20 protein-coding genes are annotated in these 25,368 nt (G+C 62.5%); 6 read left to right on the top strand and 14 right to left on the bottom strand.

Features of this window, described 5'->3' with window-relative positions; genetic code table 11:
* Nucleotides 1–65 precede the first annotated feature (65 nt).
* The 4 genes from J2X01_RS16100 to J2X01_RS16085 all read left to right on the top strand — a co-directional run bounded on the left by J2X01_RS16100 (nt 66) and on the right by J2X01_RS16085 (nt 3,134).
* On the top strand, nt 66–662 hold the full coding sequence (locus tag J2X01_RS16100; protein WP_310059592.1) for a YdcF family protein: 597 nt from the start codon (nt 66–68) through the stop codon (nt 660–662).
* 68 nt (nt 663–730) lie between these two features.
* Nucleotides 731–1,012 (top strand): hypothetical protein, encoded by a 282-nt coding sequence (locus J2X01_RS16095; protein ID WP_310059589.1) that lies wholly within the window; start codon nt 731–733, stop codon nt 1,010–1,012.
* 57 nt (nt 1,013–1,069) lie between these two features.
* Entirely contained in the window at nt 1,070–2,260 is a 1,191-nt protein-coding gene (gene wecB / locus J2X01_RS16090; protein WP_310059586.1) for a non-hydrolyzing UDP-N-acetylglucosamine 2-epimerase, read from the top strand.
* Between the two features lie 172 nt (nt 2,261–2,432).
* Nucleotides 2,433–3,134, top strand: a complete 702-nt coding sequence (locus J2X01_RS16085; protein WP_310059583.1) for a phosphocholine cytidylyltransferase family protein — start codon at nt 2,433–2,435, stop codon at nt 3,132–3,134.
* Between the two features lie 136 nt (nt 3,135–3,270).
* Here J2X01_RS16085 and J2X01_RS16080 read toward each other — a convergent pair whose 3' ends face one another.
* The 10 genes from J2X01_RS16080 to J2X01_RS16035 all read right to left on the bottom strand — a co-directional run bounded on the left by J2X01_RS16080 (nt 3,271) and on the right by J2X01_RS16035 (nt 18,571).
* Nucleotides 3,271–3,705, bottom strand: coding sequence for a hypothetical protein (locus J2X01_RS16080; protein ID WP_310059580.1), 435 nt, complete (start codon nt 3,703–3,705; stop codon nt 3,271–3,273).
* Nucleotides 3,706–4,633: 928 nt separating this feature from the next.
* Nucleotides 4,634–6,154, bottom strand: a complete 1,521-nt coding sequence (locus tag J2X01_RS16075) for a glycosyltransferase (protein ID WP_310059577.1) — start codon at nt 6,152–6,154, stop codon at nt 4,634–4,636.
* Between the two features lie 152 nt (nt 6,155–6,306).
* Entirely contained in the window at nt 6,307–9,987 is a 3,681-nt protein-coding gene (locus tag J2X01_RS16070) for a bifunctional glycosyltransferase/CDP-glycerol:glycerophosphate glycerophosphotransferase (protein WP_310059574.1), read from the bottom strand.
* Nucleotides 9,988–9,996: 9 nt separating this feature from the next.
* Nucleotides 9,997–11,286 (bottom strand): UDP-N-acetyl-D-mannosamine dehydrogenase, encoded by a 1,290-nt coding sequence (gene wecC, locus J2X01_RS16065; protein WP_310059571.1) that lies wholly within the window; start codon nt 11,284–11,286, stop codon nt 9,997–9,999.
* Complete coding sequence (locus tag J2X01_RS16060) at nt 11,267–13,174, bottom strand: glycosyltransferase family protein (RefSeq protein WP_310059569.1); 1,908 nt, start codon at nt 13,172–13,174, stop codon at nt 11,267–11,269. Before J2X01_RS16060 ends, wecC begins: the two co-directional genes overlap by 20 nt.
* A complete protein-coding gene (locus J2X01_RS16055) occupies nt 13,174–14,061 on the bottom strand; it encodes an ABC transporter ATP-binding protein (RefSeq protein ID WP_310059566.1) in 888 nt (295 codons plus the stop codon). The genes J2X01_RS16060 and J2X01_RS16055 overlap by 1 nt, the downstream gene beginning before the upstream one ends.
* The gene (locus J2X01_RS16050) at nt 14,048–14,935 is read right to left on the bottom strand and encodes an ABC transporter permease (protein ID WP_310059563.1); all 888 of its coding nucleotides are present in this window, start codon (nt 14,933–14,935) and stop codon (nt 14,048–14,050) included. The genes J2X01_RS16055 and J2X01_RS16050 overlap by 14 nt, the downstream gene beginning before the upstream one ends.
* Nucleotides 14,914–16,617 (bottom strand): glycosyltransferase family 4 protein, encoded by a 1,704-nt coding sequence (locus J2X01_RS16045; RefSeq protein ID WP_310059560.1) that lies wholly within the window; start codon nt 16,615–16,617, stop codon nt 14,914–14,916. The genes J2X01_RS16050 and J2X01_RS16045 overlap by 22 nt, the downstream gene beginning before the upstream one ends.
* 65 nt (nt 16,618–16,682) lie before the next feature.
* The gene (locus tag J2X01_RS16040) at nt 16,683–17,945 is read right to left on the bottom strand and encodes a glycosyltransferase family 4 protein (RefSeq protein ID WP_310059558.1); all 1,263 of its coding nucleotides are present in this window, start codon (nt 17,943–17,945) and stop codon (nt 16,683–16,685) included.
* A gap of 8 nt (nt 17,946–17,953) precedes the next feature.
* On the bottom strand, nt 17,954–18,571 hold the full coding sequence (locus tag J2X01_RS16035; protein ID WP_310059555.1) for a hypothetical protein: 618 nt from the start codon (nt 18,569–18,571) through the stop codon (nt 17,954–17,956).
* A gap of 263 nt (nt 18,572–18,834) precedes the next feature.
* On the opposite strand from J2X01_RS16035, the gene J2X01_RS16030 reads away from it, so the two are divergent.
* Nucleotides 18,835–19,296, top strand: a complete 462-nt coding sequence (locus tag J2X01_RS16030; RefSeq protein ID WP_374724987.1) for a DUF3515 family protein — start codon at nt 18,835–18,837, stop codon at nt 19,294–19,296.
* A gap of 3 nt (nt 19,297–19,299) precedes the next feature.
* Here J2X01_RS16030 and J2X01_RS16025 read toward each other — a convergent pair whose 3' ends face one another.
* The 4 genes from J2X01_RS16025 to murA are packed head-to-tail and all read right to left on the bottom strand — an operon-like array spanning nt 19,300 to nt 23,663.
* The gene (locus J2X01_RS16025) at nt 19,300–20,430 is read right to left on the bottom strand and encodes a D-alanine--D-alanine ligase family protein (protein WP_310059549.1); all 1,131 of its coding nucleotides are present in this window, start codon (nt 20,428–20,430) and stop codon (nt 19,300–19,302) included.
* 17 nt (nt 20,431–20,447) lie between these two features.
* Nucleotides 20,448–21,500 (bottom strand): NAD(P)H-dependent glycerol-3-phosphate dehydrogenase, encoded by a 1,053-nt coding sequence (locus J2X01_RS16020; RefSeq protein WP_310059547.1) that lies wholly within the window; start codon nt 21,498–21,500, stop codon nt 20,448–20,450.
* The gene (locus J2X01_RS16015) at nt 21,497–22,327 is read right to left on the bottom strand and encodes a lysophospholipid acyltransferase family protein (protein ID WP_310059544.1); all 831 of its coding nucleotides are present in this window, start codon (nt 22,325–22,327) and stop codon (nt 21,497–21,499) included. Before J2X01_RS16015 ends, J2X01_RS16020 begins: the two co-directional genes overlap by 4 nt.
* Before the next feature lie 10 nt (nt 22,328–22,337).
* On the bottom strand, nt 22,338–23,663 hold the full coding sequence (murA, locus tag J2X01_RS16010; protein ID WP_310059541.1) for a UDP-N-acetylglucosamine 1-carboxyvinyltransferase: 1,326 nt from the start codon (nt 23,661–23,663) through the stop codon (nt 22,338–22,340).
* Between the two features lie 518 nt (nt 23,664–24,181).
* Here murA and J2X01_RS16005 point away from each other — a divergent pair.
* A partial coding sequence (locus J2X01_RS16005; protein WP_310059538.1) for a DUF7402 domain-containing protein occupies nt 24,182–25,368 on the top strand: 1,187 nt, incomplete at its 3' end.

Raw genomic sequence — 25,368 nt, 5'->3', positions numbered from 1 at the left:
GTCTCCCCGCGCCTTGTCCCCCGCACTTTTTCCGGCACCGCAGGGTGCGTGCGAGACTCTTAGGCATGCCCCCGCCCCTGCCCGCGCTCAACACCGTACCCCCGCGTGTCCGCCGGGTTATTGCCGCCGTCGCCGGCGCGGTGGTCCTGTGGCTGGTTGTCGCCGTTCAGTTGTTCGTCAACGTGGATCCGCTGAGCATGCACCGCACGGACGCGGTGATCATGCTGGGTGGGGCCGGCTCTGAACGGCTGCCGGTGGCGCTGCGTTTGCAGCGCGAGCTCAACGTACCGGTACTGGTGCTCTCCCACACGGATACCCCGGGCAACGCGGCGGCCGATGACATCTGCAACTCGGCCACATTCCCCCATCCGGGCCTGGTGTGTTTCCGCCCCACTGGAATGGATACCCGGAGTGAGGCGGACATCATCGCGGACCTTGCTCACGCCAACGGCTGGAAGTCAGTCACCGTGGTGACGTCCAGCTACCACGTCACCCGGGCTGGACGGCTGATTGAACAGTGCACGACGGCTGACGTGCAGATGGTGGCCTCCCATCCGGCGCTGGGCCCGGGGCAATGGCTGCGGCGGTTTGTCATTGAAACCGGGGGCCTGATCGATGCGTCGCTGCGGCCGGAATGCACGGATCAGCGGACAGGAATGTAAGAATTGTAGACAGCCAGGTTGAGCCCGTCAGCCTGCTGGCGGTGTATTAGGACGAGGAGGACAAGCTGATGGATGACCCTGCCTGCGATGTTCCCCGCCTTACTGCGGCCCCCCGCCACCTGAGGCGGCGCACCTTCCATGAGGAGATTCCGGACACGCTGCTGGTTCCGGGCGTGCAGCCCTTTCCTTCGGCCCAACGAAGCGCTGCCTCAGCCAAGCGCGCTGCCGAGTTGGACCCCGGCGACGAAGAAGTGGCCTACCGCCGCAAGCGCCTGGCGGCGCTGGTAACAGTCATTCTCGTCTCCGTCAGCGTGCCCGCCTTGGTCATCGCCCTCCTGCTTCTGGGCTAACCCCCATCCGATTAGTCTTGCCAAACCGCACCGCCCGCGCCTTCTGGGGGAACATCCATGCACAGCATCATGCCAATCTTCGGCACCAGGCCCGAGGCCATCAAAATGGCACCCGTGATCAACGCCCTTGAGAGCTCGCCGCATTTTCGCTGTATCGTGACTGTGACGGGCCAGCACCGCGAGATGTTGGACCAGGTCAACGAACTATTTGGGATCGTGCCCGACCACGACCTGAACATCCTCCAGCAGGGCCAGTCCTTGTCCGCCATCCTGACGCGGACCGTCGATGGGTTGGAGAAGCTGTTCACGCACACACGGCCGGACGCCGTGGTAGTCCAAGGGGACACCACGACCTCCACCGCCGCCGCCATCGCGGCCTTCTACCACGGCATCCCCGTGGTGCACGTCGAGGCAGGGCTCCGCAGCGGAGACCTCCGCTCCCCCTTCCCGGAAGAGGCGAACCGCAAGATGACAAGCCAGATCGCCAGCCTCCATCTGGCGCCGACGAGCGTCAGCAAAGCCAACCTGGTGGCGGAGGGAATTAGTCCGGAAGACGTCGTCGTTACGGGCAATTCCGTCATTGACGCCCTCCTCGCCACCGTAGGCAAGTACGTTGCCTTCACTGACCCGCAGCTCGAGGACCTGGCCACCAGCGGCAGGAAAATCCTTCTGGTCACAACCCACCGCCGAGAGAACCAGGGAGATGCGATGCGCGGCGTGGCACGGGCCCTGGCCCGGATCGCCGACGCCGAGCGCGAACTGGTGATAGTGCTGCCGGTCCACAGGAATCCCGTGGTGCGTGAGGCGTTGCTGCCGCTACTCGAAGGGATAGCCAACGTCATAGTCACCGAGCCTCTCCCCTATGGCGAGTTCACGCGGCTGCTGTCCATGGCTCACTTTGTTGTCACAGATTCGGGAGGCGTCCAGGAGGAAGCTCCCAGCCTCGGCAAGCCCGTGCTGGTGATGCGGGAAAACACCGAAAGGCCGGAAGCCGTGAAGGCGGGGACCGTGGCCCTCATCGGCACGGATGAGGCACGGATTTTTACCGAGGTAACACGCCTACTCAGGGACCCCGGGCACTTCGCGGCCATGGCGAACGCCGTCAACCCCTACGGGGACGGCGAGGCTGCCGGCCGAACCGTAGCGGCCATCGCGGAACTGCTCGGCGTCGGATCCCGCATCGGCGATTTCACCGGCGGGTCGAGCAGCAACGCACCGGCATCACCGGCAGCCCCCGCGGGAAGTTAACGCAGGGTTAACCTAAGGTTGCTGACTTTCTTGGGTCAGCAGGGCAAGCCGGTATGCTTGGTTGCGGGGGAGGCTCACCTTGGCCCGCTTTGCCGTACCGAGACGCCTGATCGAGTGATGGCTACGGCTCGCCGCTCCCCGCCCCAAGGCACACTCGTTGAAGAGGAAACTAATGGAAATTCAAGCCGTAATTCTGGCTGCCGGAATGGGCACCCGCTTGGCGCGCCCGCACCCCAAACCCATGACGGAGCTCAGTGATGGCAGGACCATCATGCACCAGCAGGTCCAGAACCTGCAGAACAAGTTTGGCAACAAGCTGCGGCTCACCATTGCTGTCGGTTTCAAGCTGGAGATGATCCTCGAACACGTACCCAACGCATCTTTTGTGTACAACGAGATCTTTGACCAGACGAACACCTCAAAGAGCCTCTTGAAGGCAGTCCGGAACTCCGCCAAGGGCGGCGTGTTGTGGATGAACGGCGACGTCGTCTTCGATCCGGAAATTCTCGGGATGCTGATGCCCTACATCCAGCGCGACGAGTCCTTCATCACCGTCGACATTTCCTCGGTTTCGGACGAGGAAGTCAAGTACACCACGGATGCAGACGGCAAGATCCTGGAGCTGTCCAAGATTGTTCCCGCCGACGTAGCCCAAGGTGAGGCTGTCGGCATCAACTTTGTCGGCTCCAAAGACAAGGAGAAGCTCCTTAATCGACTGATTGAAGTCGACGACCAGGACTACTTCGAGAAGGCCATCGAACTGACCATCAAGCAGGACGACGTCAAGTGGACCCCGGTCGACATCAGCGATTTCTATGCCGTAGAGGTTGATTTCCCGGATGACCTCGTCCGGGCCAACGCTAGTTTGGTCTAAAACCCTTCTAGCCCCAATCTGGAGGAATTCCGGACTTGAGGTACCCATAATGGTCGGTGGCCCTATATTCGGTTGGCGTTAACAACCGCGTATTCTGTTGAGAAGTTCCGTTCGGGTGGCAGCATGAGCAATCATCTCAGCAGACCATTCCCCGGGAACCTTGAAGAGCCGACAACAGCCGCCGCCAGTACCGGTTGTCGTCAATGACGGCGCCGACCCGGCGGACCACGGCCCGCCGCAGCGCCAACTGTCCCGGGGATGCCAGGACCAGGGGTGGCGGATCGAAGATCTCCCCGACGTGCGTGAGGACCCCGGAGTCGATGACGTCGGATTTGTTCTTGCCCATGATGGCTCCGCGCAGCCGTGAGGAGTGGCGGGCGCCGATCATTTCCATCTGGCCGCCGGCCCGTTCGACCGCGAGGGCCAGTGTCGGGTCGACCGTGAAACGGCTCAGGTGTTCTGTTCCGTCGTCGAAAAACTCCCGCACCGCGATATGGTGCCGTGCCGTGATGACCGCGTCGATACCTGCCACTGCCCGCACGATCCCCGCGGGTTTATCCTGATTCTGCATGATGGTTCTCCTCCTCGCATCGAATACGTGCGATGGGACAACCCGTCGTTGCCGGTCCACCAGCCGAGTCACCAGACCGGGCTTCCCACCCTTGAGAGAACCGTCATGCGCTAATTCGAGCGCCCGCGGCGACCCCCTTCACACGCCCGCAACCGCTGAGGAAGCGTCGGATACAGTTCCCGCGCTTGTCAGCAATCCGGTGCCCGCCCGGACGAAACCCCGGTGCTACGCACCGTTTTCCTCCGCCCACCAATTCCCTCAATCGGGTCTGCTTGGAAGACAGGCCGGGGGCGACGATCTCTTTCACGAGCCATGACGCCCAGCCGAAAACCGGAACCACACCGGCCCCTCCCAAGGCCACCGTAAACGACGACCACCCACCTCAGGCATGCCACTGAACTGGGAGAATGAAGCCGGCATCGGCCGGCGCCGACCGACGAAGACGGTGGCCGCGTTCGCGGGCTCCCTGGGGCTGGAGATTAGCTCCCGCCCAGGTATCCGGAGTCCAAGGCGTGGTCGAGCGGATGAACCGCTTCTTCCGACAACGCTTCATGCGTCACGGGCACCCACGACGGGGTGCTCATCGCCAACCAGGTCCAGATCTGGTCCAGGCACCTGGTGGTGAACGACCAGCCCCAGCGGCCAGGGCGGCAGTGACGCGCCGGGACGTCCGGACCCAGCAAGTGCACCGTTCGAGGAAGCCCTGCAGATCCGCGACCACCCCCCTAGGACGAGATCTTCGGCATCGACCTCAGCCAGCAGCCGGCAGGGCTGCTGGCTGCGGTGTCATGAGCTGGACACTCTCGCAGACCGAGCACTACAAAGGGGCCATGCGCGCACCCCGGATCAGCGACGCTTCCGCCGGCGCGGGGACCGGACCCGGGAACCGACATAAACGTACCTGCGTTGCAGTTGGCGGGCTGCGTCTCTACCGTAGCCCCGACCAATCCAAGTCGGAATTCTTCTGGCCGACTTTCGCTAAAAGTCCGTTCCAAGCAGTTCTGAAGTTTGAGACGCCGAAGCGCTGGACCACCTCCTTGGCATGAAACGACAAATCGTTGAATAGCGATTCGTTGCCAAACAGCAGTATCAGGCGATCAGCCAGCATCTCCCTATCGCCGAACGGAACGAGGAAACCGTCTACTCCGTCACGTATCAGTGTTTCAGGGCCATATTTGGTTCTATACGATATCACCGGGGTCCCACACTCAAGGCTTTCTGCAACCACCAGAGCAAATGCTTCATAGTTTGACGTTAATATCGATACGCTGTGACGACGAAACTCGGATGCCGGATTGCTTGAAAAATCACGAATGAAAACATTGCTTTCAAGACCTACTTCGCGGATATATCCCAGAAGTTCCTCTCGCTGCGGTCCGTAGCCGAAGATCTCATATATTGCATCCGGAAAACGATGGACGACTATTTTGAATGCCGATATTGCATCCTTCAAATTCTTTTCAGGAGAGAGGCGGGCCAGCGTTATCGCCGATCGACTGAATGGTGCGTGCTCTTCTACGGACTGGTCGGCAGAATTTACTGCGTGAGGGATAACAAAAAAATTGGCTCCCTGGCCATAGATTCGCTCTACATCTCGGCGCTGTTCATCAGTGAGGAATACGATTGCATCAAATTCAGCCCTATTTTCAAAAATTTCTTGGTAGACCGCCCTGACGCGAGGATTCTCTGAGTAAGGATCCTCCGTATGACTGCTGTGTAGAACAAGGACCTTCGCCGGACCTTGGGCTAACCTCCTAAAGATTGGAAGAAGCCCAAGGTAGTCGAGGAACACAACAGAGTCGCGCTGTGCACCAAGTTGGGAATCCAACCAAAAGAGGTGGGCGTCGTCTCGGGAACTAAATGACTCGGAACTCCGACCATGCAGGGTTGTCAGTGTGCGACGCCCGCTCTCATCCACCATCGAGGTCATGTAGCAGGAGCCTCCTCGGTCGAAGAACTTCTCCACAACTAGTCGACCACTCAACAGGTCGTAGCGCAGCTCACGCAGTCGGCGGCCGTCAGAGGAAAATTCAACCTTGTGACTACGGCGTTGACTAGCCGTGCGATAGTCAACGAATATGAGATTGCCGTCTAAATCAAAGCATTTGTATTTCAGATAATCGCCGTCACGGTCGAAACAACGAAATGCTTGGTAGCCGTCCCTGGCCGCAGGGTATGAAAAAATACCCGGCTCATCCAGCATGCACTCGTTGATGTCGGCTTCATCTCTCGAGTCGACGCCTTGTTCAAAGTAGAAATCATGGAAGTTGAGGACACGAACATCTGTGGTTATTCGCCCAGCTTTGTAAAGCTCATTGACTTTGTCTTTATGATTTCGCTGATAATCGAGAGTCAGATATGTCACCGGATCATCCGGAGAGGCGAGGATACTAGATCGTCGCTCACTAGCAATTCCCATCCCCGCTCGAAGAATATCCATGAAATCCATTAGAACAAATTTGGACATTAACTTGCTTCACTCTCTATTTACACTTAAAGTCAAAAATAATTTCTTCAAAAGACAATGCGGTAACTGAATATGCCATTCCAGTCGATGTCCAAAGTGATAGCAGGCATCAAATACCGGGTCCAGGGCAACGCTCAGTATTTTGTCCAAATGGCATCGTATACGCGCTCCGAAGCTCGCCCATCGTCTAACAGCGAGAACCTATCTCTGAACGCTTTGTAGCGTCCAGCGAAATGGACTTCTGCTGTCTTCTTCGATATCGACTCTGCGAGCTCTTCCGTCGTCCTGGCCAGCGGACCAGGGGCCGACCCCTCGAAGTCAAAGTAGAAGCCCCGTACTTTATCGCGATATTCCTCAAGATCCGGGGTCAAGAAATATATCGCTTTTCCAGTGACGCAGAAATCAAACATAACGGATGAATAGTCGGTAACGAGAATGTCTGCGGCTAAATAGAGGTCGTTAACATCCGGGTAAGCAGTGACGTCAATGGTCTTGTTGAGTCCAGTCGTGTATCTCTGTCCGGAGACGTTGTGATGGCCACGGAGCATAAAGGCATGACCATCACCCAATATCTCACCCGCTTTTTCCACGTCCAAGTAGTTAACAAGATCGTACTGATTGTCGGACGTGCGGACGTTGTCTCGCCAGGTCGGCGCGTAAAGTATGGCTTTTTGATCTTCCCGGAGTCCCAGTGCTTTTCGGACCTCCGTGCGACGTAGCTTCGCCGATTCACCCACCAGGGCGTCATTACGTGGGTATCCCAAGCCGAGTGTCATGCCGTCGAAGCCGAAAGCTCTGGGCAACACCTCCTCAGCAAAGGGATTTTGTGCCAGCAGGTAGTCCCAGCTTTGAGCCTCCTTCTTCATGAGTTTGATGTAGGGGAGGGACAACTGCGATGAGGCTACATCGTTGCCAATCCGTTTCAAGGGCGTTCCGTGCCAAGTTTGGATGTACTTCTGGCCCGGGTTCTTCCTGTAGTAGTAAGGGAAGTTATTGTTGTTCACCACGAATTCAGCTGTGTGAAGCAGACGGTACCATTCACGGGAAAACATGACGACGGCTCGGGCTCCCTCAGGAACAGCTTGCGAAAGATCCCGGACCGTCCAGTACTTGAGGCGGTGGTCGCCTCTGCGCATCATCTCGTTGAAGAGCCCGAGGCCACTGTCTCCGATGGTTTTGCCGTTGAAGGCCTCAAAAAGTACCGTGCCAGTCTCTACTGGATGTTTAATGAGATCTGGAATATTGCGCTGGAGCCGACTCTGCATCAGTTTGCCGCGCTCGTCGGCGAGCAAAGGGGGGCCGAACTGCAACGCCAACGCAGCCGCCTGAGCTGTCCGAGTAACCCTAATGTTGGTGGAGGACAACGTGAACTCGTGGGGCAGCTCTGACTCCATGACCCTGGAAACAGGTACCCAGTAGGCCCCGTTAGTCGAACCATCGTTGGCAGTCAGGCATCGGAGTGTGTAGGTACCAGACTCGGGTGCCTCGACAGCGCTCCCCCACTTTTGCTGCTTGATGGGGAACACGACCTTAAATCCGTTGCCGTCGTGGAGCCACTGCGTGCTGGAAGGCTGAATGACACTTCGGCCATTTGCAAGAACGAGCATGGGCAGCGCAATGCGGCCACCGTCACCGTCGGCATAACTGGCCTTCCCCAAGACAACAAGAGATCGTTCGTCGTCCGAGACAGTGAAACGTTCAGCAACCACCTGCCAACGACGTTCGTGTAACTCCAAATAGCCGTATCCGGTTGTGCGGAGGCGCAGCGCCTCCCCGTCGTTGGATAGATCAAGAAGAGGAGCGTCGGTGCCGCCCCACGCAAGGTTATGGAGCTTCCCGTCCTGGGTTTCCGCCCGAATCTTCCAGATGTGCTGCTTGGTTCGACCGGCTCTCGCTGGGAGGTCGGGAATGGAAACATTGAAGACTGAATTCTCGCCATCGGCCACCGGCCGGGCACTGGTATATAGCCTCAACCCGGGACACTCCACGACGAGTTGCGTGACCCGCTCGCCCGGGGCCATTCGTGGGGTAATTGTCAGCGTGCGTCCTGTAAGAGCCACCCTCTCGGCAAAGCGCCGATGCGATACCGTGAGCAAGGAAAAGCCGAACTCAGCTGAGAAACGGCACACGAAGCGACGATCACCTTGAACTGGGAGCAACGGGAACGTGGCCCCTGCGCCGGAGGTTTGACGCGAGCCAAGGCGTGCCTGCAGAAGGGTGTCTCCCAACTGGAGCGACACGCGAACGAACCACTCGGGCTGCTGAACCTCATCCGGAGTCGCTTCTCGGAGCGTCGCCAGATCAATGTTCGCGCGGAATCCCGATTCCTCGTAACTTGTCCAGGCATCATTGGCGCCAATATCAATCCGAGAATCGGTCAGTGATTCGACCTGCGCTGGAAGGACCACTCCCGACTGTGCTTCTACCAGTTCGCATCGGACTGAGGACGCCTTGTCCGCGGCGCGGACGCCCGGCAGATAAGCATGTCCCACAATGGTCAGGGTGGTCGGACCAGAAAGACCGACCTGGCTCAGCCCCGCTTGGACTTTCATCATTTCTGGCTCGACCAGGAGCAGCGCGGGGTCGATCTGTGACTCGAGTTCCTCGAGGTAGCCGGGCACCGCGTGCCAGGCCCCTTCATCAGGGAGCAGTGGAAAACTGGTCCCGGTTTCGGTGTTGCTCATGACCACGCGCTCAAAGTCAGCGCGGTTGCCGCGGACCAGAAGGTCCACGAGTATGCGGTGGTGGACACTCATCTGCGACCACACTGTTGGGCGCGCATGGGATGCCAACTTCGATCCCGACTCCTGGAGAACGCTCCAGTACTCATCGCCGACCCGTGGGACCTGAGCGTAGTAGAGTCCGAGATCCGGTCCGAGGACTTTGGCCAGCCACGAATCGAAGACAGCATCTGAGGTTTCCCCGGACATGAATTCGAGCAGCCTTGAGGCCACCAAGAGTCGATCTGCAAGATCAACTATGTTGTCCTTCTGCTGGGTGATCGAGGAGCGGTCCTGCCGGATTCGCCAGTCGTATACGACTTCGGATAACACATCGAAGCCGGAGGAACGGGCGTACGCCCGCGCAGTTGCTTCCTGGTCCTCGTAGAGGACCCCTTCAGGGAACGACCTAACGTTCTCATCCCAGAAGCTTCGTCGGAAAACCTTGTTCCAGGCGAAAACATCCTGGAGGATCTCCGGGAACTCACCCAGTGTTACGCCGATACGATCGGATTTGTGCACCTCCGCTGCCCACAGGGGTACAGCGCGCTGCTTCCCGGTCAGACGGGTCAGCGATCCGACTGCGAAGTCAGATCCGGAGCGATGGAGTGACCTCATCATGCCCTCGTAGGCCCGCAGGGGCACGATGTCGTCAGAATCGGCGAAGGTGATGAATTCACCGCGGGCTTCTCTGATTCCGGTGTTTCTGGCAGCTCCTAGACCGGCGTTAGTTTGCTGAATAATCCGTACGCGTCGATCTGCTCGGGAGAATCCACGCGCAATCCGCACGGAATCGTCAGAGGACCCGTCGTCAACAATAAGGACCTCCAGGCGCTCGTAGGTCTGGCGGATAATGCTCTGCAGGCACTCATCGAGATACGCCTCGACGTTGTAAACCGGAACCACAACGGTCAGCAGACCGTAGTCCACTGCGCTGTGCAAGGAAGGGGTCGAGCGAAATACAGTCTCCAGAAGCGCCGGATGTACAGAAGTCCGGATGCTTCGGCGCCACGTGAGCGGAAGCGTTCGCCAAATCTTCCGAAGGACATCCTGGTTCTCGGCGGCAGGTGCTGGGTTGGCTGTCGTGTCTGTCATCGGTCTCTCCTACTCGCTGTCGCGCCAGAAGCCGCGGGTATCAATAATTCTTTTGCCGCTGAGACTAGCCCGATCAATCTCACGGAATTTGTCGTGATCGACCAGAAGCACCACCACCTGGGCAGCCTCGATCGCCTTGTCCGTTTCGACAAGAAGGATGTTCGCCATCACGGCAAGCTCCTGCGGCAGATGATCCTTGTGCGGTGCCGCGACGAGAATCTCGGCATCCGGGTGCTGCTCAGCCACACGTCGGACGATCTCCACGGCCGGAGACTCCCGGACGTCGTCGATGTTTGCTTTGAAGGCCAATCCCAGGCAGGCAATAATCGGACGGCTAACGTCGCGGACGGCCTTCCGGACCTGTTCCACAATGTAGCCGGGCTTGCCGTCATTGACTTCGCGGGCGGTCCGGATCAGGGCCGAATTCTCAGGATCGGCAGCCACGATGAACCAGGGGTCCACGGCGATGCAGTGTCCGCCGACCCCGGGACCCGGCTGGAGGATGTTGACGCGGGGATGATGATTGGCCAGACGAATGAGTTCCCATACATCGATGTCGAGGTTGGCGCTGATGACAGACAGCTCGTTCGCAAACGCGATGTTGACGTCGCGGTAGGCGTTCTCGACAAGCTTGGACATCTCGGCCGTGGCGGCGTCCGTGAGATGGATTTCGCCCTGGCAGAACACCGAGTACAGCGCGGCGGCGGCCTCTGCAGCCTCAGAGGTAAGCCCGCCCACCACCCGGTCGTTGGTCACCAACTCGATCATGATCCGGCCCGGCAGCACCCTTTCGGGGCAGTGCGCCACCAGCAGTTTCGGTTTGCCGTCGTGGCCGTCCAGACTGAGGTCCGGGCGCAGTCCAAGGATCAGCTCGGCGAGCTGGCGCGTGCTGCCGGGAGGCGACGTGGATTCGAGGATCACCAGTTCACCGCCGCTGAGCATCGGAGCGATGGCGCGGGCCGCAGCGGCAATGTAGGACATGTCGGCCGACTTATCTGCCTTGAACGGGGTCGGCACCGCCACAATATAGGCATCCGCAGCCGGGGTTTCGAGCTGAGCCCGGAGCCGGCCCTGACTGACCGCGCCCGCGACGTGGACGCCCAAGTCAGGCTCCACGAAGGGCACGTCGCCCATGTTGATGGCGGTCACAGTGCTCGGATTGACGTCGACGCCGATTACCTCGAGACCGTTGGTGGCCAGGATGGCGGCCGTAGGTAGCCCAATGTAGCCGAGTCCGACGACGGCGACCGTCCTGATGGGAGCCTCGGTCTCGGCAGCCTTAGATGTCAACATGTTCATTTAACTTTCCATAGAATTTCAAGTCACCAGACGCGAGCAGTTCTGCGTCCTCCACCTGCCAGGTGTGTCCCTCACCGGTGCGGACCTGGAAGTAGTTGAAGCGGTCGGCCGAGTAAATGATCCTACCGGCGGCATGGGCGGCGCGGAGAAATCCGGTGTCCTCGCCGATGCTGACGGGCAGGAAGGGGTGGTCGGTGAAGACGTCCCTCTGGGCCATGATGGTTGGCCCCATGACGAAGTCGGTGAACCGGTGTTCCCGGGCAGCAAACCGCAGGATGGCGGCGTTGGACGTCTCAAGGTGCATGTAATGCGCCTGTTTTCCTACTACGTCAGCACCCGAGTAGGACAAGGCATGAAGCTGGTCACTCAGGTATTGCGGGCCGTAGTGGTCGTCGTCGTCCATCTTCGTCAGGACCTGCCCGCTGGCCGCGGCGACGCACCGGTTCAGGCACTCCCCCAGCGATACGTCCCGGGGTGCTTCGAGAAGCACGACATTGTGTACCCCGGACGTAGCGGACAGCTCCGCCAAGCGTTCGGCGGAGAGCTGGAATCCGTGCGTGAGCAGCACCAGCTCCGGCTCCACGCCGAGCTGTCCTGCCAGGGTCTGGAAAACATGTGCGAGGTTCTGTGGTCGGATGGTGGGCAACAGTACGGACAGGGTGGGCTGTGCCACGGTCGCTGTGATTCCCGGCACGGCGTGCTGGAGCACCGTGGTTGCCCGGTGAGAGTAGGTGTGGTGCGCCCAGATCGTCCGCTGGGCCAGATGGGCGGTCCGGTCGTTCAGCTCCGGATTGGAAACCAGCGCCCGGGTGAGGTGCTCCGCGTCTTTACGGGTGGCGGCCACGGGAACGGCGGCGGCGGTGAAGAACTGTCCCATGGCTTGGCTAGGAGCGGTGATCACCGGCGTTCCGGACGCCGAGATTTCGAAGATGCGCCGGGCACACATGCTGGGCGAGTCAACGACGGAATTGACGTTGAGGAAGACCTTGTACGCCTTGTAGGCGGACAGGGTCTGGGCATAAGTCAGCGAACCGACCACGCGCGAGTCCAGCGGCATTGGGAACTGGTACTCGGCGTTGCCGCCAAGCTGGCGCGAGAATATTTCCAGTCCAGTCCCCATCCGGGCGGACGCTTCCAGAGCACCGCCCAGGAGAAGGTCCATCTGCGCCCGGCGTTCGGGATACTTATGGGCAAAATACATTCCCGCAAAGGCAACATCCCGCTTGTGGCGGCCATGTCCGGGCCGCACGGGATTGTGAATCGCAGGCTGGGCAGCGAACGGAAGCACGGCGACGCGATCATGTCCCAGATCCACGGTGTACTGCTCAATGCGGCCGGAATCAGACGTGAAGACGTGGTCAAACAGCCGGGCAGCCGGAAGGAAGTCCTGGTAATGCGGCGGGTCTTCCTTGTTCCAGAAAACCGTGGGGATCCCTTGTTCGCGGCACCACTGGACCAGCTCGCGGAACTCGTCGCTGGGTCCGTTAGGGCCGGTCAGCTTGCCGCGCCACAGTCCGCCGTTTCCCGCCCAGGCCGACTCGACAAACAGGAGGTCGACTGCCCCTGATGCCAGGTCGCTGCGCCAGGTGTGCGGGTGCACACCGCTGGTGGTCCACTCGTAGCCGAAGGCCAGCGCGGAAAAGTCGTCCAGGATTACGGCGGCGCGGACGTCCGGACGCGTTGGCCGTTGTTGTGGAAGGATCGCCGGCATCAGCGAGAGCCGTCTTTTGCGCCCCCGTCCGGTCCAGGCCGCTTCTACGCCCTGCACGTTACGCGGCGCGGCGAAGCCCTGCTCGATCTGCTGACGGGACCGCCATGACTTGAACTGCGCCGGACCGCCCCTACGCAGGTGCCACAGTCCTGCCCGGATCTCCCGCAGACCCGCCATCAGCCTCGGCTCCGGCGTGAGGATCGACCGCGGACCTCGGTGGCCACGAGGTTCGCTTTGGCGTCGTCGAGGATCCTGGTAGCCGAAATATTGTTGCCCTTGGAAAGGTGACGGGTGAACTCCTGGTACGACTTGATGGCTACCTCTGGTTCACCGTCCATAATCAGGTCGCCCTTGTCCAGCCAGATCACCCGGGTGCACATGTCCTTGATGGTGTCCAGGCTGTGGCTGACCAGGAACACACAGCCCGCTTGTTCGCGGAGCTCATCCATCCGCAGCTTGCTGCGGTCCGCAAACTGGGCATCACCGGTGTTGAGGGCCTCATCCACCAGAAGGATCTCCGGGTCCACGCTCGCTGCGATCGCAAAACGGAGGCGGGATGCCATGCCTGAGGAGTAAGACTTCATTGGCAGGTGGATGGACTTCTCGAGTCCGGACAGTTCCACGATGCTCTGGAACTTCTCGTCCACCTCCGCCCGGCTCATGCCCATGGCGAGACACCCGAGGATCACATTCTGGTCGCCGGAAAGGTCCTGCACGAGGGCCGCATTCACGCCGAGCATGATGGGGGTGCTGGAAGCGTACACGGCACCCTTGGACGGCTTGGACTGCCCGCTGATGATCTTCATCAGCGTGCTCTTGCCCGAGCCGTTCCGGCCGATGATCCCCACCGACTCGCCGCGTTCAACAACGAGCGACAGCCTGTTCAGGGCATGCACGGTCACCAAGTTGGATTTGCGGACGGCGCGGCGGAAGAGGCGCGGTGCGGCCTCTTCGGTGTCAGCGCCGGAAGCCGCACTGGAGGCCACTCGGTACCGCATTTCCACGCTGTCCACCACCACACAGGGGTGTCCCTCAATGTAGATCGCCTGATCATCCGCGTCCATAGGATTCCTCCCCCTTCCAGAAATAAACCAGGCCCACGCCCAGCGCGCCGAGGGCCCAGACAGCGAGAACTGCCCACGACTGCCACTGTGGAACCCTGGCGTAGAGAACACAGTCCCGGACGATGTCGATGACATTGAACAAGGGATTGAGCTTGATCACGGCCAGGATTTGGGGATGTGTGACAAACCGCTCATAGGAAAAGAAGATGGCGGAACCGTACATCCACGCCCGGAGCGCGAAAGGCAGCAGGTGCGTGACGTCGTGGACCCGGGAGATGATGCGGGCCAGGATGAGTCCCACCCCCAGGTTGAAGAGGGCCTGCAACATGATGGCCGGTAGCACGAGAATCCAGAGCCAGGTGATTTCCTCCCCGGGTGGCAGCACTACCACAATCAGCAGCATGGCGAGGATGAGTGGAACCGCCCTGAGGAGCTCCCGCACGTTGGCGCCGATGGGAAGTGCCGCCCGCGGAAAGTTAAAGGCCTGGACCACGGATTTGTTGTTCCGGATCGAGCGCGCGCCGGATGTAATGGCACCGGAGCTGTACTGGAACACGAAGATGCCCACCACAAGGTAACCCACGAAGTTCTCGATGCCACGGCTGGTGTTCAGCAGCAGCCCGAAGATCAGGAAGTAGGTCAGGCCGTTGAAGACGGGGTTCAGCAGCAGCCAGGCGCTGCCCAGGCGGTCCCGGCGCGTTCCGCTTTGAATGCGGGCACGGGCGTCGTAGAACATGAACTGCCGGAAGTCCCAGAGCCGGACGAGGTAATCCAGGAATGATGGACGCGAACCGACTCGGGTCAGCCGCCGCATGTCCACGGAGAGCGGCTGAACGGCCACCGGCTCCGGGGCTATTGCACTATCTGCGGACACTGTTCGTTCTCCTCATGGTCATGGTGCAGCCCAGCGTAGCGGCTGGTCAGGACCTTGGCGTTGGCCGCCCAGGTCCTCCCGGCCAGCACCGCTGCACGGCCAGCCTGCCCCAACGCCGCCCTGTAGCTGGCGTCGGAGAGCAGTGTGGATATCGCCTGGGCAAGCTCACGGGGGTCTTCGGCGGGGGCAAGTATCCCGGTACCGCCGTCGTCTATTATCTCCCGAAGGGCGGGCAGGTCGCTCCCGACCACCGGCCGGGCACTCGCCAGGGCCTCGACCGGCTTGAGCGGAGTCACTGCCCGGGTCACGTCCAAATCCTTGCGCGGGACCACGAAGACGTCGAGCGCCTGGTGGTACAGCGGGGCCAGGTCCCGTGGCACCCGCCCCGTAAATACTGCCCGGTCGGACAGCCCCAGGGCACTGATCTGTTCCTCCAGGGCGGGCCCGGAGACGCCGTCGCCGACGATCAGGAGGCGTAGCTGTGGGTATTCCGGCGCAAGGAGCGCGAAGGCCCTCACGAGGTCATCCAGGCCTTCATAGGCCACAAGACTGCTGACCGTGCCGATGTAGAGTCCGTCCTCCGGCAGTCCCAGCTTGCGGCGTGCGCCGGCTGGATCCAGCGGAGTCTCGAGGAAGGTCCCGCCCACCGCGTTCGGGGCGATGAGGATCTTCTCCTCGGGGATTCCCGCCGCGACGATATTGGCCTTCATGGCATGGCCCAGCGTCACTACGAGATCGGCGTCGCGCATGACGGCTCTTTCCCGTTCCCGGAACAGCCGGTACTTTTCGCTGTCCCGGGCGTGGGATCCGTGCGTGGCTGCCCACGTGTCCGCCAGCTGCCCGCGGACCTCGTAGACCCAGGGAATCCCCAGGGCCTCCGCCACCGCCCGGACCACCACTCCATTAACGAAATGCGTTGTCGTGTGGAGGATGCCGGGCCTGAACTCCAGCGCCACCTTCAGCAGTTCCTCGGCCTGCTGCTGCAGGCGCGCGTCCATGGTCGGCGCCAGCCGCGAGGGGAGCAGACGTCGGTACTCGACGCCGTCCACCACGTCCCTGGTCTGGGCCAGGAGCTTTCCCACCTGCACGGGGTAGGCCAGCCGGGTGACGGCCAGCACGTCCCAGCCCGCCTCCTGTTGGGCCGCCATGACCGAGTGTGACCGCTGGGCGTAGCCACTGGCCGTGTGGGGCAGGGAATTGGTCAGCAAATGCAGCACCCGGCCGGGTACCGGGGTGAACGCCTGCCGGCTCAATGAGGGTCCGGCTCCGGTGTAGACGGCTGCCTCGCCGGCAAGCCGTGCCTGCTGCTGACGCCCGGCGCGGTTGGACCCCGCAAGGACGGCGACGGCGCCGGTGAGGTCCCCGGCATGCCAGAGCCTGCGTGCCCGTGCAGCCTTGAGGCCGGACGCATTTCCTGCACCGGCAAGCAGGAGATCTGAGAGTTCAGGCTGATTTGCGACAAGCGCGATGTCGGCCAGCTTCCTGGCCCTTTCGCCGGAAACGTTGCTGTCCGCGGCGATCCGCAGGCGTCGTAAGACGTCGTCGGTGTCGCCGCGCGTGAGGGATGCGAGCAACACGGGTACGGCAACGGAACTCCTGGGTGCCGCTGCGCAGGTGAGTCGGACCAGCGGACGGACCACCGAGGCCGGGACGCGCCTCGATACTTGCAGGAAAAGCAGCATCGGATCGTCCGTGAGGTGTTGTCCTGCCGTGTGTGCGGCGAGCCGTATGTTTCTCAGGGCCTGGATCATCGGGTATCTACGGTTACCGTGCCCAGGAGCTCAGCGATGATATCCACGTATCGGCTGGCCAGAAGCCCATATTCGGCATGGGTTTTGACCCACTGCCGGCTGTCGCCGTTACGGACGAGTCGTCCCCGATCGGCGGCCAGCTCACGCCACAGGGCCGCCAGTGCCTCCGGGTCGCTGGCGACTATATCGCCGGCTTCGGCGTCGGCGATGACACGCGCCGCCTCGCCGCGCACGATGGCTGTCACGTGGCGGCCAACGGCCAGGACCTCATAGGTTTTGGACGGAACGGTGGTTTCGAATGATTTCCAGTCGTCGCGGAGGGAAACAAGGCACGTGTCCGCTGACGCGTAGCGCTGCATCATGGCGTCGCCGTGAAGCGGGGCGTGAAAAGTCACAGGCGCTTTCAGCTCCCGGGCGAGCTTCTCGAGGGCCCGGCGCCGGGTCCCGTGCCCCACCATGTGCAGGTGCATGGAGTCGCCAACCAAGGCACTGGCCCGGATCGCCACCTCCAGCCGCTGGCTCTCGCCATGGTTCCCGAGGTACAGGGCCTCAAAAATGGGACGCTCGAGCTCCGGTGCATCGAGGACCGGGATGGCGTCCAGATGCAGGCCGTTGCTGATGGTCGCCACCCGGCGGACCCCACGGGAACGAAGGGTTTCCGCGAAGCCCTCGGTCACCGTGACCACCAGGTCTGCCCGGTGCTGGACGAAATCAACGAAGTGCTCCACGATGCTCTTGACGCTGCCCTGGACGACGCGGGCATCGCGGGCAAGGTCGGGCCACGCATCCCTCATTTCGACAATCAGCGGTACTCCACGCAGCTTCGCGAGAACGTATCCGGCCAGCAGGGACGGCAATGCCGGCGCGGTGACAATGACGACGTCGGGCTTCCGGAGGAGGAGCCCGGCGGGCACAGAGAGCGCTGCCGAAAAGCACTGGTCCACCAGGCGGGCGGCGCGGGAGTTGCCGTGGCGCAGATACGGCACACGGAGGATCTTCTCGGTGAATTGTCCGTCCTGCAGCCCGAAGGGCCTGCCTGCCAACCGCCGGGACAGCGCGCGCCGGCCGAAGGGATAGTGCGCCACGGGCGCGACAACGTCGACGTCCCAGCCTGAGCGGGAGAATTCCTTGATCATGGCTGTCCACCGGCGCTGGGGCGGACTGTGCTCGGGCCAGTATGAGTGCGTGAGAAGCGTGATGCGCACCGGGGAGGTCCCAGGGTCCGGGCGCACAGAGTTGAGCCGGGCGTGTTTTCGCATGCGGGTGCTTACTCTCCGGCCTTGGGGGCGAAGCTGGCGCTCTTCCCACCGAGGAATCTGTTGTACGCGAACCCAGCGGCGAGCAGAACCAGCACTGTGATCACCTGGACCGCCAGAGGGCTGCCGGTGGCGATGGTGACGGCGGCCTGGATCTGTGCCTGCATGACGGCTGGAGGCTCAGCCTGCGGGGCGGCGACGGCGGGTGCCGTCGACTGGCGGGGTTCGGGAGTGGGCGACGGCGTCTCCGTCGCTTCAGCTGGGGCTTCTTCGGCTGCTGCGGTCTCGGGTGCGGGTGCCCGGGTTGTCCGGGGCACGTCCCGCGGAGCGACCAGTGCGCTGGGGGCCGGAGCCGGCGGGGGCGTCTGCGCCGCCGGCGGTTCGGGGACTGCCGGTGGCTGCCCTGCCACAGGGTCAGAGGGCTGCACCGGGGCTGCCGTCTCCGAGGGGCCCACCGACGGTTCAGGCTCCGCTGTCGGCGGGGTCGAAGGCGCCACAGTGGGAAGGACTATTCCCGGCACCGGGCCGGTAGTGGGCTCGTCTTCAGCCTGCGCGGCAGGGACCGCTGCCGACAGGGCGAGGGCCACCAGCAGTGCTGTCAGTCCATTGCGTGTGATTCTAAGTTTCATGCTGCGCGACGTCATGGCCGTCCCTCCCCCAGCTGCGTGAGCTAAACAATTTTGCGTGTTCCTGGCCATAACGGACGTCATTGTCGGCAGCGCCCCAGAGGTGCACGATTTTCCCAGTCTACTCGAATGCCGAATCGGGCCGTTCATCTGTGGTTCACTTTGCGGACCCCTGAGCGCCCCGCCATGCAGGACCGCCCGGCGGTCCGGGATAGGCTTTATCAATGCATCAGTTCCGTTTCCTGGCTCCCGCACGTCCGCTCCGCATGCTGGCAGCGGCTGCTGCCGCCGGGATCGTGCTGAGCGCCTGCTCTCCGGCTGTCGATGTCGCACCCGCCAAGGACGCCGCGAACGCCGCCTGCGCCCCGATGATGGTGGCATTGCCAGATACGATCGGCGAGGCCAAGCTGCGGAAGACCAATAGCCAGGCCACGGCGGCCTGGGGTGACCCGTCCCTGGTGATTCTGCGCTGCGGGGTCAATGTTCCGGGCCCGACGACGGACCGCTGCGTCAGCGTGAACGGCGTCGACTGGGTCATCAAGGAAGGCGACCCGGTGTGGACACTGACCACCTTCGGGCGCGAACCGGCGACGGAGATCCTGCTGGACCCGGACAAGATCAGCTCCGCCACCGTGACTGCAGAGCTCGCCGCCGCCGCTGCGAAAGTGCCGGCTTCGCGGAACTGCGTGGGCCAGGCGGACCTGCAGAATCTGCCCCCGGGCCAGTAGCACTTACCGCAGCCCGGTCTTGCGGTGCAGCGCCAGGTAGATCAGTTCGTCGATCAGCTCCGCGTAGCTGAGGCCGGATGCCTTCCACATCTGCGGGTACATGCTCTTCGGCGTGAACCCGGGCATGGTGTTGATCTCATTGATGATCAGTTCGCCCTCCGGCGTGTAGAAGAAATCGACCCGGCTCAGTCCCTCGGCTCCGACGGCGTCGAACGCAATGGCGGCCAGCTCCCGGACCCGGGCGATGGCTTCGGCCGGGAGGTCGGCCGGGCAGCTCAGCGCGGCGGCGTCGTCGACGTATTTGGCGTTGAAGTCGTAGAACTCGTGCCCGCCGCCGGCCACGGAAATCTCGCCGGGCATGGACGTCCGGGGAGCACCGGTCCCCCGGCCCTCCAAAACAGCGCATTCGATCTCGCGGCCCACAATGCCGGCCTCGATGACAAGTTTCGGGTCGTGCTCACGGGCGGCCTCGATCGCGGCGTCCAGGCCCTCGAGCGAGTCCACCTTGGAGATGCCCATGGACGAGCCCGCCCGCGCGGGCTTGACGAAGACCGGGAAGCCGAGCTGGTCCACGCGCTTGCGGACGGTTTCCGGGTCGTTGCGCCACTGACGGTCCGTGACGGCAATGTACGGTCCCACCCGGATCCCTGCGGCTTCAAACACCACCTTCATGAAGTGTTTGTCCATGCCGACGGCGGAAGCCAGCACACCTGCGCCGACGTAGCGGGTATCGGACAGTTCCAGGAAGCCCTGGATGGTGCCGTCCTCACCGAACGGACCGTGCAGCAGCGGGAACACAACATCCACGGCGCCCAGTTCCTGCGGAACCTCGTTCGGGGAGGCCACGATCAGCTGGTGTTCGCCGCCGATTTCGGCCAGCGTCACGGTCCGGGCCGAAGAGGGGACCTCGGGCAGGGACGTTGCCGAGAGCGACCAGTCACCGGGGTCGCCGGCAGCCAGCACCCATTGGCCGGACTTGGCGATCCCGATCGGGACGACTTCGTACTTCGATTGGTCGATGGCACCCAGCACTCCGGCCGCCGTCACGCAGCTGACCGCGTGTTCGCTGGATCGGCCGCCGAACAGCACGGCCACGCGCGGCCGTGCCGGGGCGGTCGGGCTCTCTGTGCTCACGTTTTCTTCAGACACGCTCAGTAATCGCCTTCGGGTTTCAGGTCCCGGGACAGCAGGAGCGGCCCCAGTTCGTCTACGGACAGTTTTCCGGCAAGCACCGCCACGACGGCCGCGGTGATGGGCATTTCGACGCCCAGTTTGCCGGCAAGCTCATGAACCGCCTGGGCGGACTTGATGCCCTCAGCCGTCTGCGTCATCTCGGCTGTGACTTCATCCAGGGTCAGGCCCTTGCCCAGCAGCCGTCCGGCGGTGTGGTTCCTCGACAGCGGCGAGGAACAGGTCGCCACGAGGTCGCCCAGGCCGGCCAGTCCGGCCATCGTCCGGGCCTCCCCGCCGAGGGCGAGCGATAACCGGGAGGTCTCCGCGAGGCCCCGCGTGATAACCGACGCCTTGGTGTTGTCACCCATCTGTTTGCCTTCGCAAATGCCGACCGCCAGGGCGATGATGTTTTTGACGATCCCGCCGATTTCGACGCCGACAACGTCGCCGGTCGTGTAAGGGCGGAAGTACGGGGCGGTGCAGCTGCGGGCGATCCAGCCGGCGGCAATCGGGTCGGAGCACGCCACCACCGAGGCGGTGGGTTCTTCCCTGGCTATTTCCATGGCCAGGTTGGGTCCGGAGACGACGGCGATCCTGGTGGCTGGAACACCAAGTTCCTCGGAGATGACTTCGCTCATCCGGGAGTCGGAGTGCAGTTCAAGTCCCTTCATAAGGGAAACGACCACGGCTCCGGGTGCCAGGAGGTCCTTCCACTGGCGAAGTTGCGGCCGCAGGGTCTGGGCCGGAACGGCCAGCACCACAAGCTCAGCATCGGCCAGGACCGCTGCGACATCGGTGGAGGCGGTGATGCTGGGCGGCAGGGCAACGTCTTTGAGATACTGCTCGTTCCGGTGCTTCAGGTTGATCTGCTCGACAACCTCCTCACGCCGGCCCCACAGCCGGATCTCGCGCCCGACGCCGGAAGCAGCGGCCGCGTCAGCGAGGATCTTTGCGAAGGTGGTCCCCCAGGACCCGGCTCCGAGCACCGCCACCGTGGCGGCGGAGGATGCCCCGCCGAAGCCGCCCGTCACGCGCTGCCGTCCGCGTCGGCGGCGGTTCCGGCGTCGGAAGTCCCGGCGTCGGAAGTCCCGGCGTCGGACGCACGGCCACCGGCTTTGCCGCCGGGTTCGATAAAGCGGCCGTGCGTGGACTGGTTGTGGGCCGACGGGTCCCAGCGGACCAGCGGGGGCTGTTCCCCGCGCAGGGTGGCCAGGAGTTCGGTGATGGCATCCATGATCACATTGGTGGCCTCGGTGAGGGTGGCCTTGTCCAGCGGCCGCCCTTCGAAGGCGCGGAGGTCCACGGGATCGCCCACGATCAGGCGGGAGGTCTTGCGCGGCAGGATGTGCAGCCGTTTGGCATAGCGCGGCAGGACCTCATGGGCTCCCCAGTGCGCCATCGGCACCACGGGGATTCCGGTTTCCAGCGCCATGCGCGCGGCGCCGGTATGGCCCCGCATCGGCCACAGCCCGGGATCCCGGGTCAGCGTGCCCTCGGGGTAGATGATGATGGCTCCGCCCTGGTCCACTACTTCCCTGGCGATCTGCAGCGAACGGTTGGCTCCCGACGTCGAGCGTTCCACCGGGACCTGCTTGGTGGCGCGCAGCACAAAACCCAGAACGGGCACCTTGAAGAGTCCCGCCTTGGCCAGAAAGCGCGGCATCCGGTTCTGGTTGTAGAGCAGGTGCCCGACAACCAGCGGATCGATTTCGGTGCAGTGATTGGGTGCTGCGATGAAGCCGCCGGCCGGCAGCTTCTCCAGGCCGAGCCATTCCTTCCGCATCAGCAGGTTCATGACCGGCCGGACAATCCCGGCCACAACGACAAAAGTGATGTGGCTCTTGGCCGTTTCCTTCACTTCGTACCCGCTACTCGGTCGAGGTGATGTCGAAATCGGCGCCCAGGCCCGCGAGCTTTTCCGTAAAGCGTTCGTAGCCGCGGTTGATGATGTCGATACCGGTGACCCGCGACGTGCCGTTGGCGGCCAGCGCCGCGATGAGGTGGCTGAAGCCGCCCCGCAGGTCCGGCACGTCAATGTCAGTGCCGGTCAGCTGGGCGGGACCGGAAATCACGGCTGAATGCAGGAAGTTGCGCTGGCCGAAACGGCACGGGACGCTGCCGAGGCATTCGCGGTGGACCTGGATGTTGGCGCCCATCCGGATCAGCGCCTCGGTGAAGCCGAAGCGGTTCTCGTACACGGTTTCGTGCACGATCGACACACCCTCGGACTGCGTCAGGGCCACGATGAGCGGCTGCTGCCAGTCGGTCATGAAGCCGGGGTGCACGTCCGTCTCGAGGACCAACGGGTTGAGCTTGCCGCCCTTGTGATAGAAGCGAATGCCGTCGTCGCCGATGTCCATCCCGCCGCCGACTTTGCGGTAGGTGTTGAGGAAGGTCATCATGTCGCGCTGGGTGGCGCCCTCAACGAAGATGTCGCCACGCGTGACCAGCGCCGCGGATGCCCAGGACGCCGACTCATTGCGGTCCGAGAGGGCACGGTGGTTGTAGCCGCCCAGGTCCGGGACGCCCTCGATCCGGATAGTGCGGTCCGTCTGGACGCTGATGATCGCGCCCATTTTCTGCAGCACTGCGATGAGGTCGACAACCTCCGGCTCGGTGGCCGCACCGGAGAGCTCGGTGATGCCCTCGGCCCTCGTGGCGCTCAGCAGCACCTGCTCGGTGGCCCCGACGGACGGGTACGGCAGCGAAATCTTGGCACCCTTGAGTCCGCCGGGCGCGGAGATGTGGATGCCGCCGGGCCGCTTTTCCACGACCGCACCGAACTGCCGCAGCACGTTCAGGTGGTAATCGATGGGGCGGTCGCCGATCTTGCAGCCGCCCAGGTCCGGGATGAAGGCCTCGCCGATCGCGTGGATCAGGGGACCGCACAGCAGGATCGGGATGCGGGAATCGCCCGCGTGCGCGTCGATCGCCGTGTGTGAGGCCGTCTTCGCATTGGTGGGGTCAAGGGTCAGATCCCCGGAGATCGGGTCTTTCTCGACGGTGACCCCGTGCAGTTGGAGCAGGCTGGTGACAACCTCGACGTCCTTGATTTCAGGGACGTTGCGCAACACGGACGGCTCATTGCCCAGCAGGGCAGCCACCATGGCCTTGGGGACAAGATTCTTGGCCCCCCGCACGGTGACGCGGCCAGTAAGCGGGACGCCTCCGCGGATTGTCAGAACACTACTCATATACCGGTTTCCTCACGACTACTCGCCCCCAAATCCTTACAAAGGCTCCAGCTAAGCATAGGAGCATCCGTTACTGATCTGAAATACGGGGCAATCAGGTTGCTGTGCCGGCAAGGAATCCGAAGGCGCCCATCGGACCGCGGGCAGCAACGCGGCTGCTTCCTGCGACCGCTCCCCAGGGCCGCCAATAGGAGCCCAGGCTTCAGCCGATTAGGGGCATAGCCGAATGGCAGGTAGTTGCCGCCAAAAGACGGGTACTGAGCCCAACTAAACCGGTAGCCATCCTCGTAGCGCGACGTCCTCCAAGGCCACCATCCTCAAAAGTAGAGGCTCGTACTGGCGTCGTAGTTGTCAGCAGAGCAACCCGCAAATGACCAGTGAGGATGAGTCAGATGCCCTTTCGTCGGATTCGCAGATGGACCCGACTCTTTCTGGCTACCGCGACAATCGCCACCCTCGGGGGGAGCCTGTCAACCGCCCCCGCTTTCGCGGCACCAGAGTGCTCTGCAGGAACCGTCATGAGCATCGTCGCCCACCAAGATGACGACCTCCTTTTCCAGAGCCCCGCGCTCCCTTTGGCGATCCGCGCAGGAATGTGCGTTCGGACCGTATACGTAACCGCGGGCGATGCCAACGACTCAGCTGCCTATTGGAATTCTCGGGAGAGCGGCGTGAAAGCGGCCTACGCGCAGCTCGCAGGTGTCGCCAACGTCTGGACGACATCAGATGCCGGGATCGCAGGCCACCCGATTCCCGTGGCCACGCTCGAAGGAGCCACGAACATATCTCTGGCTTTTATGAGGTTGCCCGATGGTTTCCCCGATGGAAGTGGGGGGTCCAACGGCGGATACCAGAGTCTCCAAAAACTGTACGGCGGTGTAATCAACACGATGACCACCGTGGATGACTCCTCCTCGTACACCCTATCGACGCTCCAGGACACTCTGCTGGCATTGATGAACAGCTACCAGCCGGAACAGATCGCCACGCTGGACTTCGCAGGTAGTTACGGCGACGGCGACCATAGCGATCACCACACGGTCGCTTACCTCGTGTTTGCCGTGCAACAGCAATACAACCAACGTCACACAATCACCGGATATCAGGGATATGGCATAGCGCAAAGACCGAGCAATGTAGTTGATCCTGATCTGACCGCGAAAACGAATGCGTTCCTGGCCTATGCGCAGTACGACTCCAAGACCTGCAACACCGCCGACGCATGTTCCTCCCGTGGACCTGGCTCGTGGTTCCCTAGGTCATACACTGTCACACCGCCTAACGTGGTACCCAGTAGCAGCGGTGCCGGGACCAATGTGGCGTCGTCGGCAACAGCCACCGCCAGTTCCCAAAATATCGCCACCGGGCAGACAGCCATCAAGGCCGTCGACGGCGTCATTGCCGGGTACCCGGTCGACTCGACCCGGGAATGGGCCACCGTTGGCGGCAAAGCCGGAAGTTACCTCAACCTCGCCTTTGGCAGTGCCGTTACCCTGAACCGGGTTGTGCTCTATGACCGACCCAACACCAACGACCAGATCACCGGCGGAACCCTCACCTTCTCCGACGGAACCACCGTCGCGGTGCCGGCCCTGGACAACGCCGGCCAAGCAACCAGCATCAGCTTCCCCGACCGCGCCACCACCAGCCTGCGCCTGAGCATCACCACCGTCAGCGGCACCACACTAAACGTCGGACTCTCCGA

This window comes from Arthrobacter ginsengisoli (assembly GCF_031456935.1).
GTDB lineage: Bacteria > Actinomycetota > Actinomycetes > Actinomycetales > Micrococcaceae > Arthrobacter > Arthrobacter ginsengisoli.
The sequence above is the reverse complement of the archived record's forward strand: the minus strand, read 5'-3'. Positions and strand labels throughout refer to the sequence as shown.

What these genes read in the sequence shown, in the direction of transcription:
- J2X01_RS16100 (WP_310059592.1), top strand. Translation starts at nt 66, where the DNA reads ATGCCCCCGCCCCTGCCCGCGCTCAACACCGTACCCCCGCGTGTCCGC.
- J2X01_RS16095 (WP_310059589.1), top strand. Translation starts at nt 731, where the DNA reads ATGGATGACCCTGCCTGCGATGTTCCCCGCCTTACTGCGGCCCCCCGC.
- wecB (WP_310059586.1), top strand. Translation starts at nt 1,070, where the DNA reads ATGCACAGCATCATGCCAATCTTCGGCACCAGGCCCGAGGCCATCAAA.
- J2X01_RS16085 (WP_310059583.1), top strand. Translation starts at nt 2,433, where the DNA reads ATGGAAATTCAAGCCGTAATTCTGGCTGCCGGAATGGGCACCCGCTTG.
- J2X01_RS16080 (WP_310059580.1), bottom strand. Translation starts at nt 3,705, where the DNA reads ATGCAGAATCAGGATAAACCCGCGGGGATCGTGCGGGCAGTGGCAGGT.
- J2X01_RS16075 (WP_310059577.1), bottom strand. Translation starts at nt 6,154, where the DNA reads ATGGATTTCATGGATATTCTTCGAGCGGGGATGGGAATTGCTAGTGAG.
- J2X01_RS16070 (WP_310059574.1), bottom strand. Translation starts at nt 9,987, where the DNA reads ATGACAGACACGACAGCCAACCCAGCACCTGCCGCCGAGAACCAGGAT.
- wecC (WP_310059571.1), bottom strand. Translation starts at nt 11,286, where the DNA reads ATGAACATGTTGACATCTAAGGCTGCCGAGACCGAGGCTCCCATCAGG.
- J2X01_RS16060 (WP_310059569.1), bottom strand. Translation starts at nt 13,174, where the DNA reads ATGGCGGGTCTGCGGGAGATCCGGGCAGGACTGTGGCACCTGCGTAGG.
- J2X01_RS16055 (WP_310059566.1), bottom strand. Translation starts at nt 14,061, where the DNA reads ATGGACGCGGATGATCAGGCGATCTACATTGAGGGACACCCCTGTGTG.
- J2X01_RS16045 (WP_310059560.1), bottom strand. Translation starts at nt 16,617, where the DNA reads ATGCTGCTTTTCCTGCAAGTATCGAGGCGCGTCCCGGCCTCGGTGGTC.
- J2X01_RS16040 (WP_310059558.1), bottom strand. Translation starts at nt 17,945, where the DNA reads ATGCGAAAACACGCCCGGCTCAACTCTGTGCGCCCGGACCCTGGGACC.
- J2X01_RS16035 (WP_310059555.1), bottom strand. Translation starts at nt 18,571, where the DNA reads ATGAAACTTAGAATCACACGCAATGGACTGACAGCACTGCTGGTGGCC.
- J2X01_RS16030 (WP_374724987.1), top strand. Translation starts at nt 18,835, where the DNA reads ATGCTGGCAGCGGCTGCTGCCGCCGGGATCGTGCTGAGCGCCTGCTCT.
- murA (WP_310059541.1), bottom strand. Translation starts at nt 23,663, where the DNA reads ATGAGTAGTGTTCTGACAATCCGCGGAGGCGTCCCGCTTACTGGCCGC.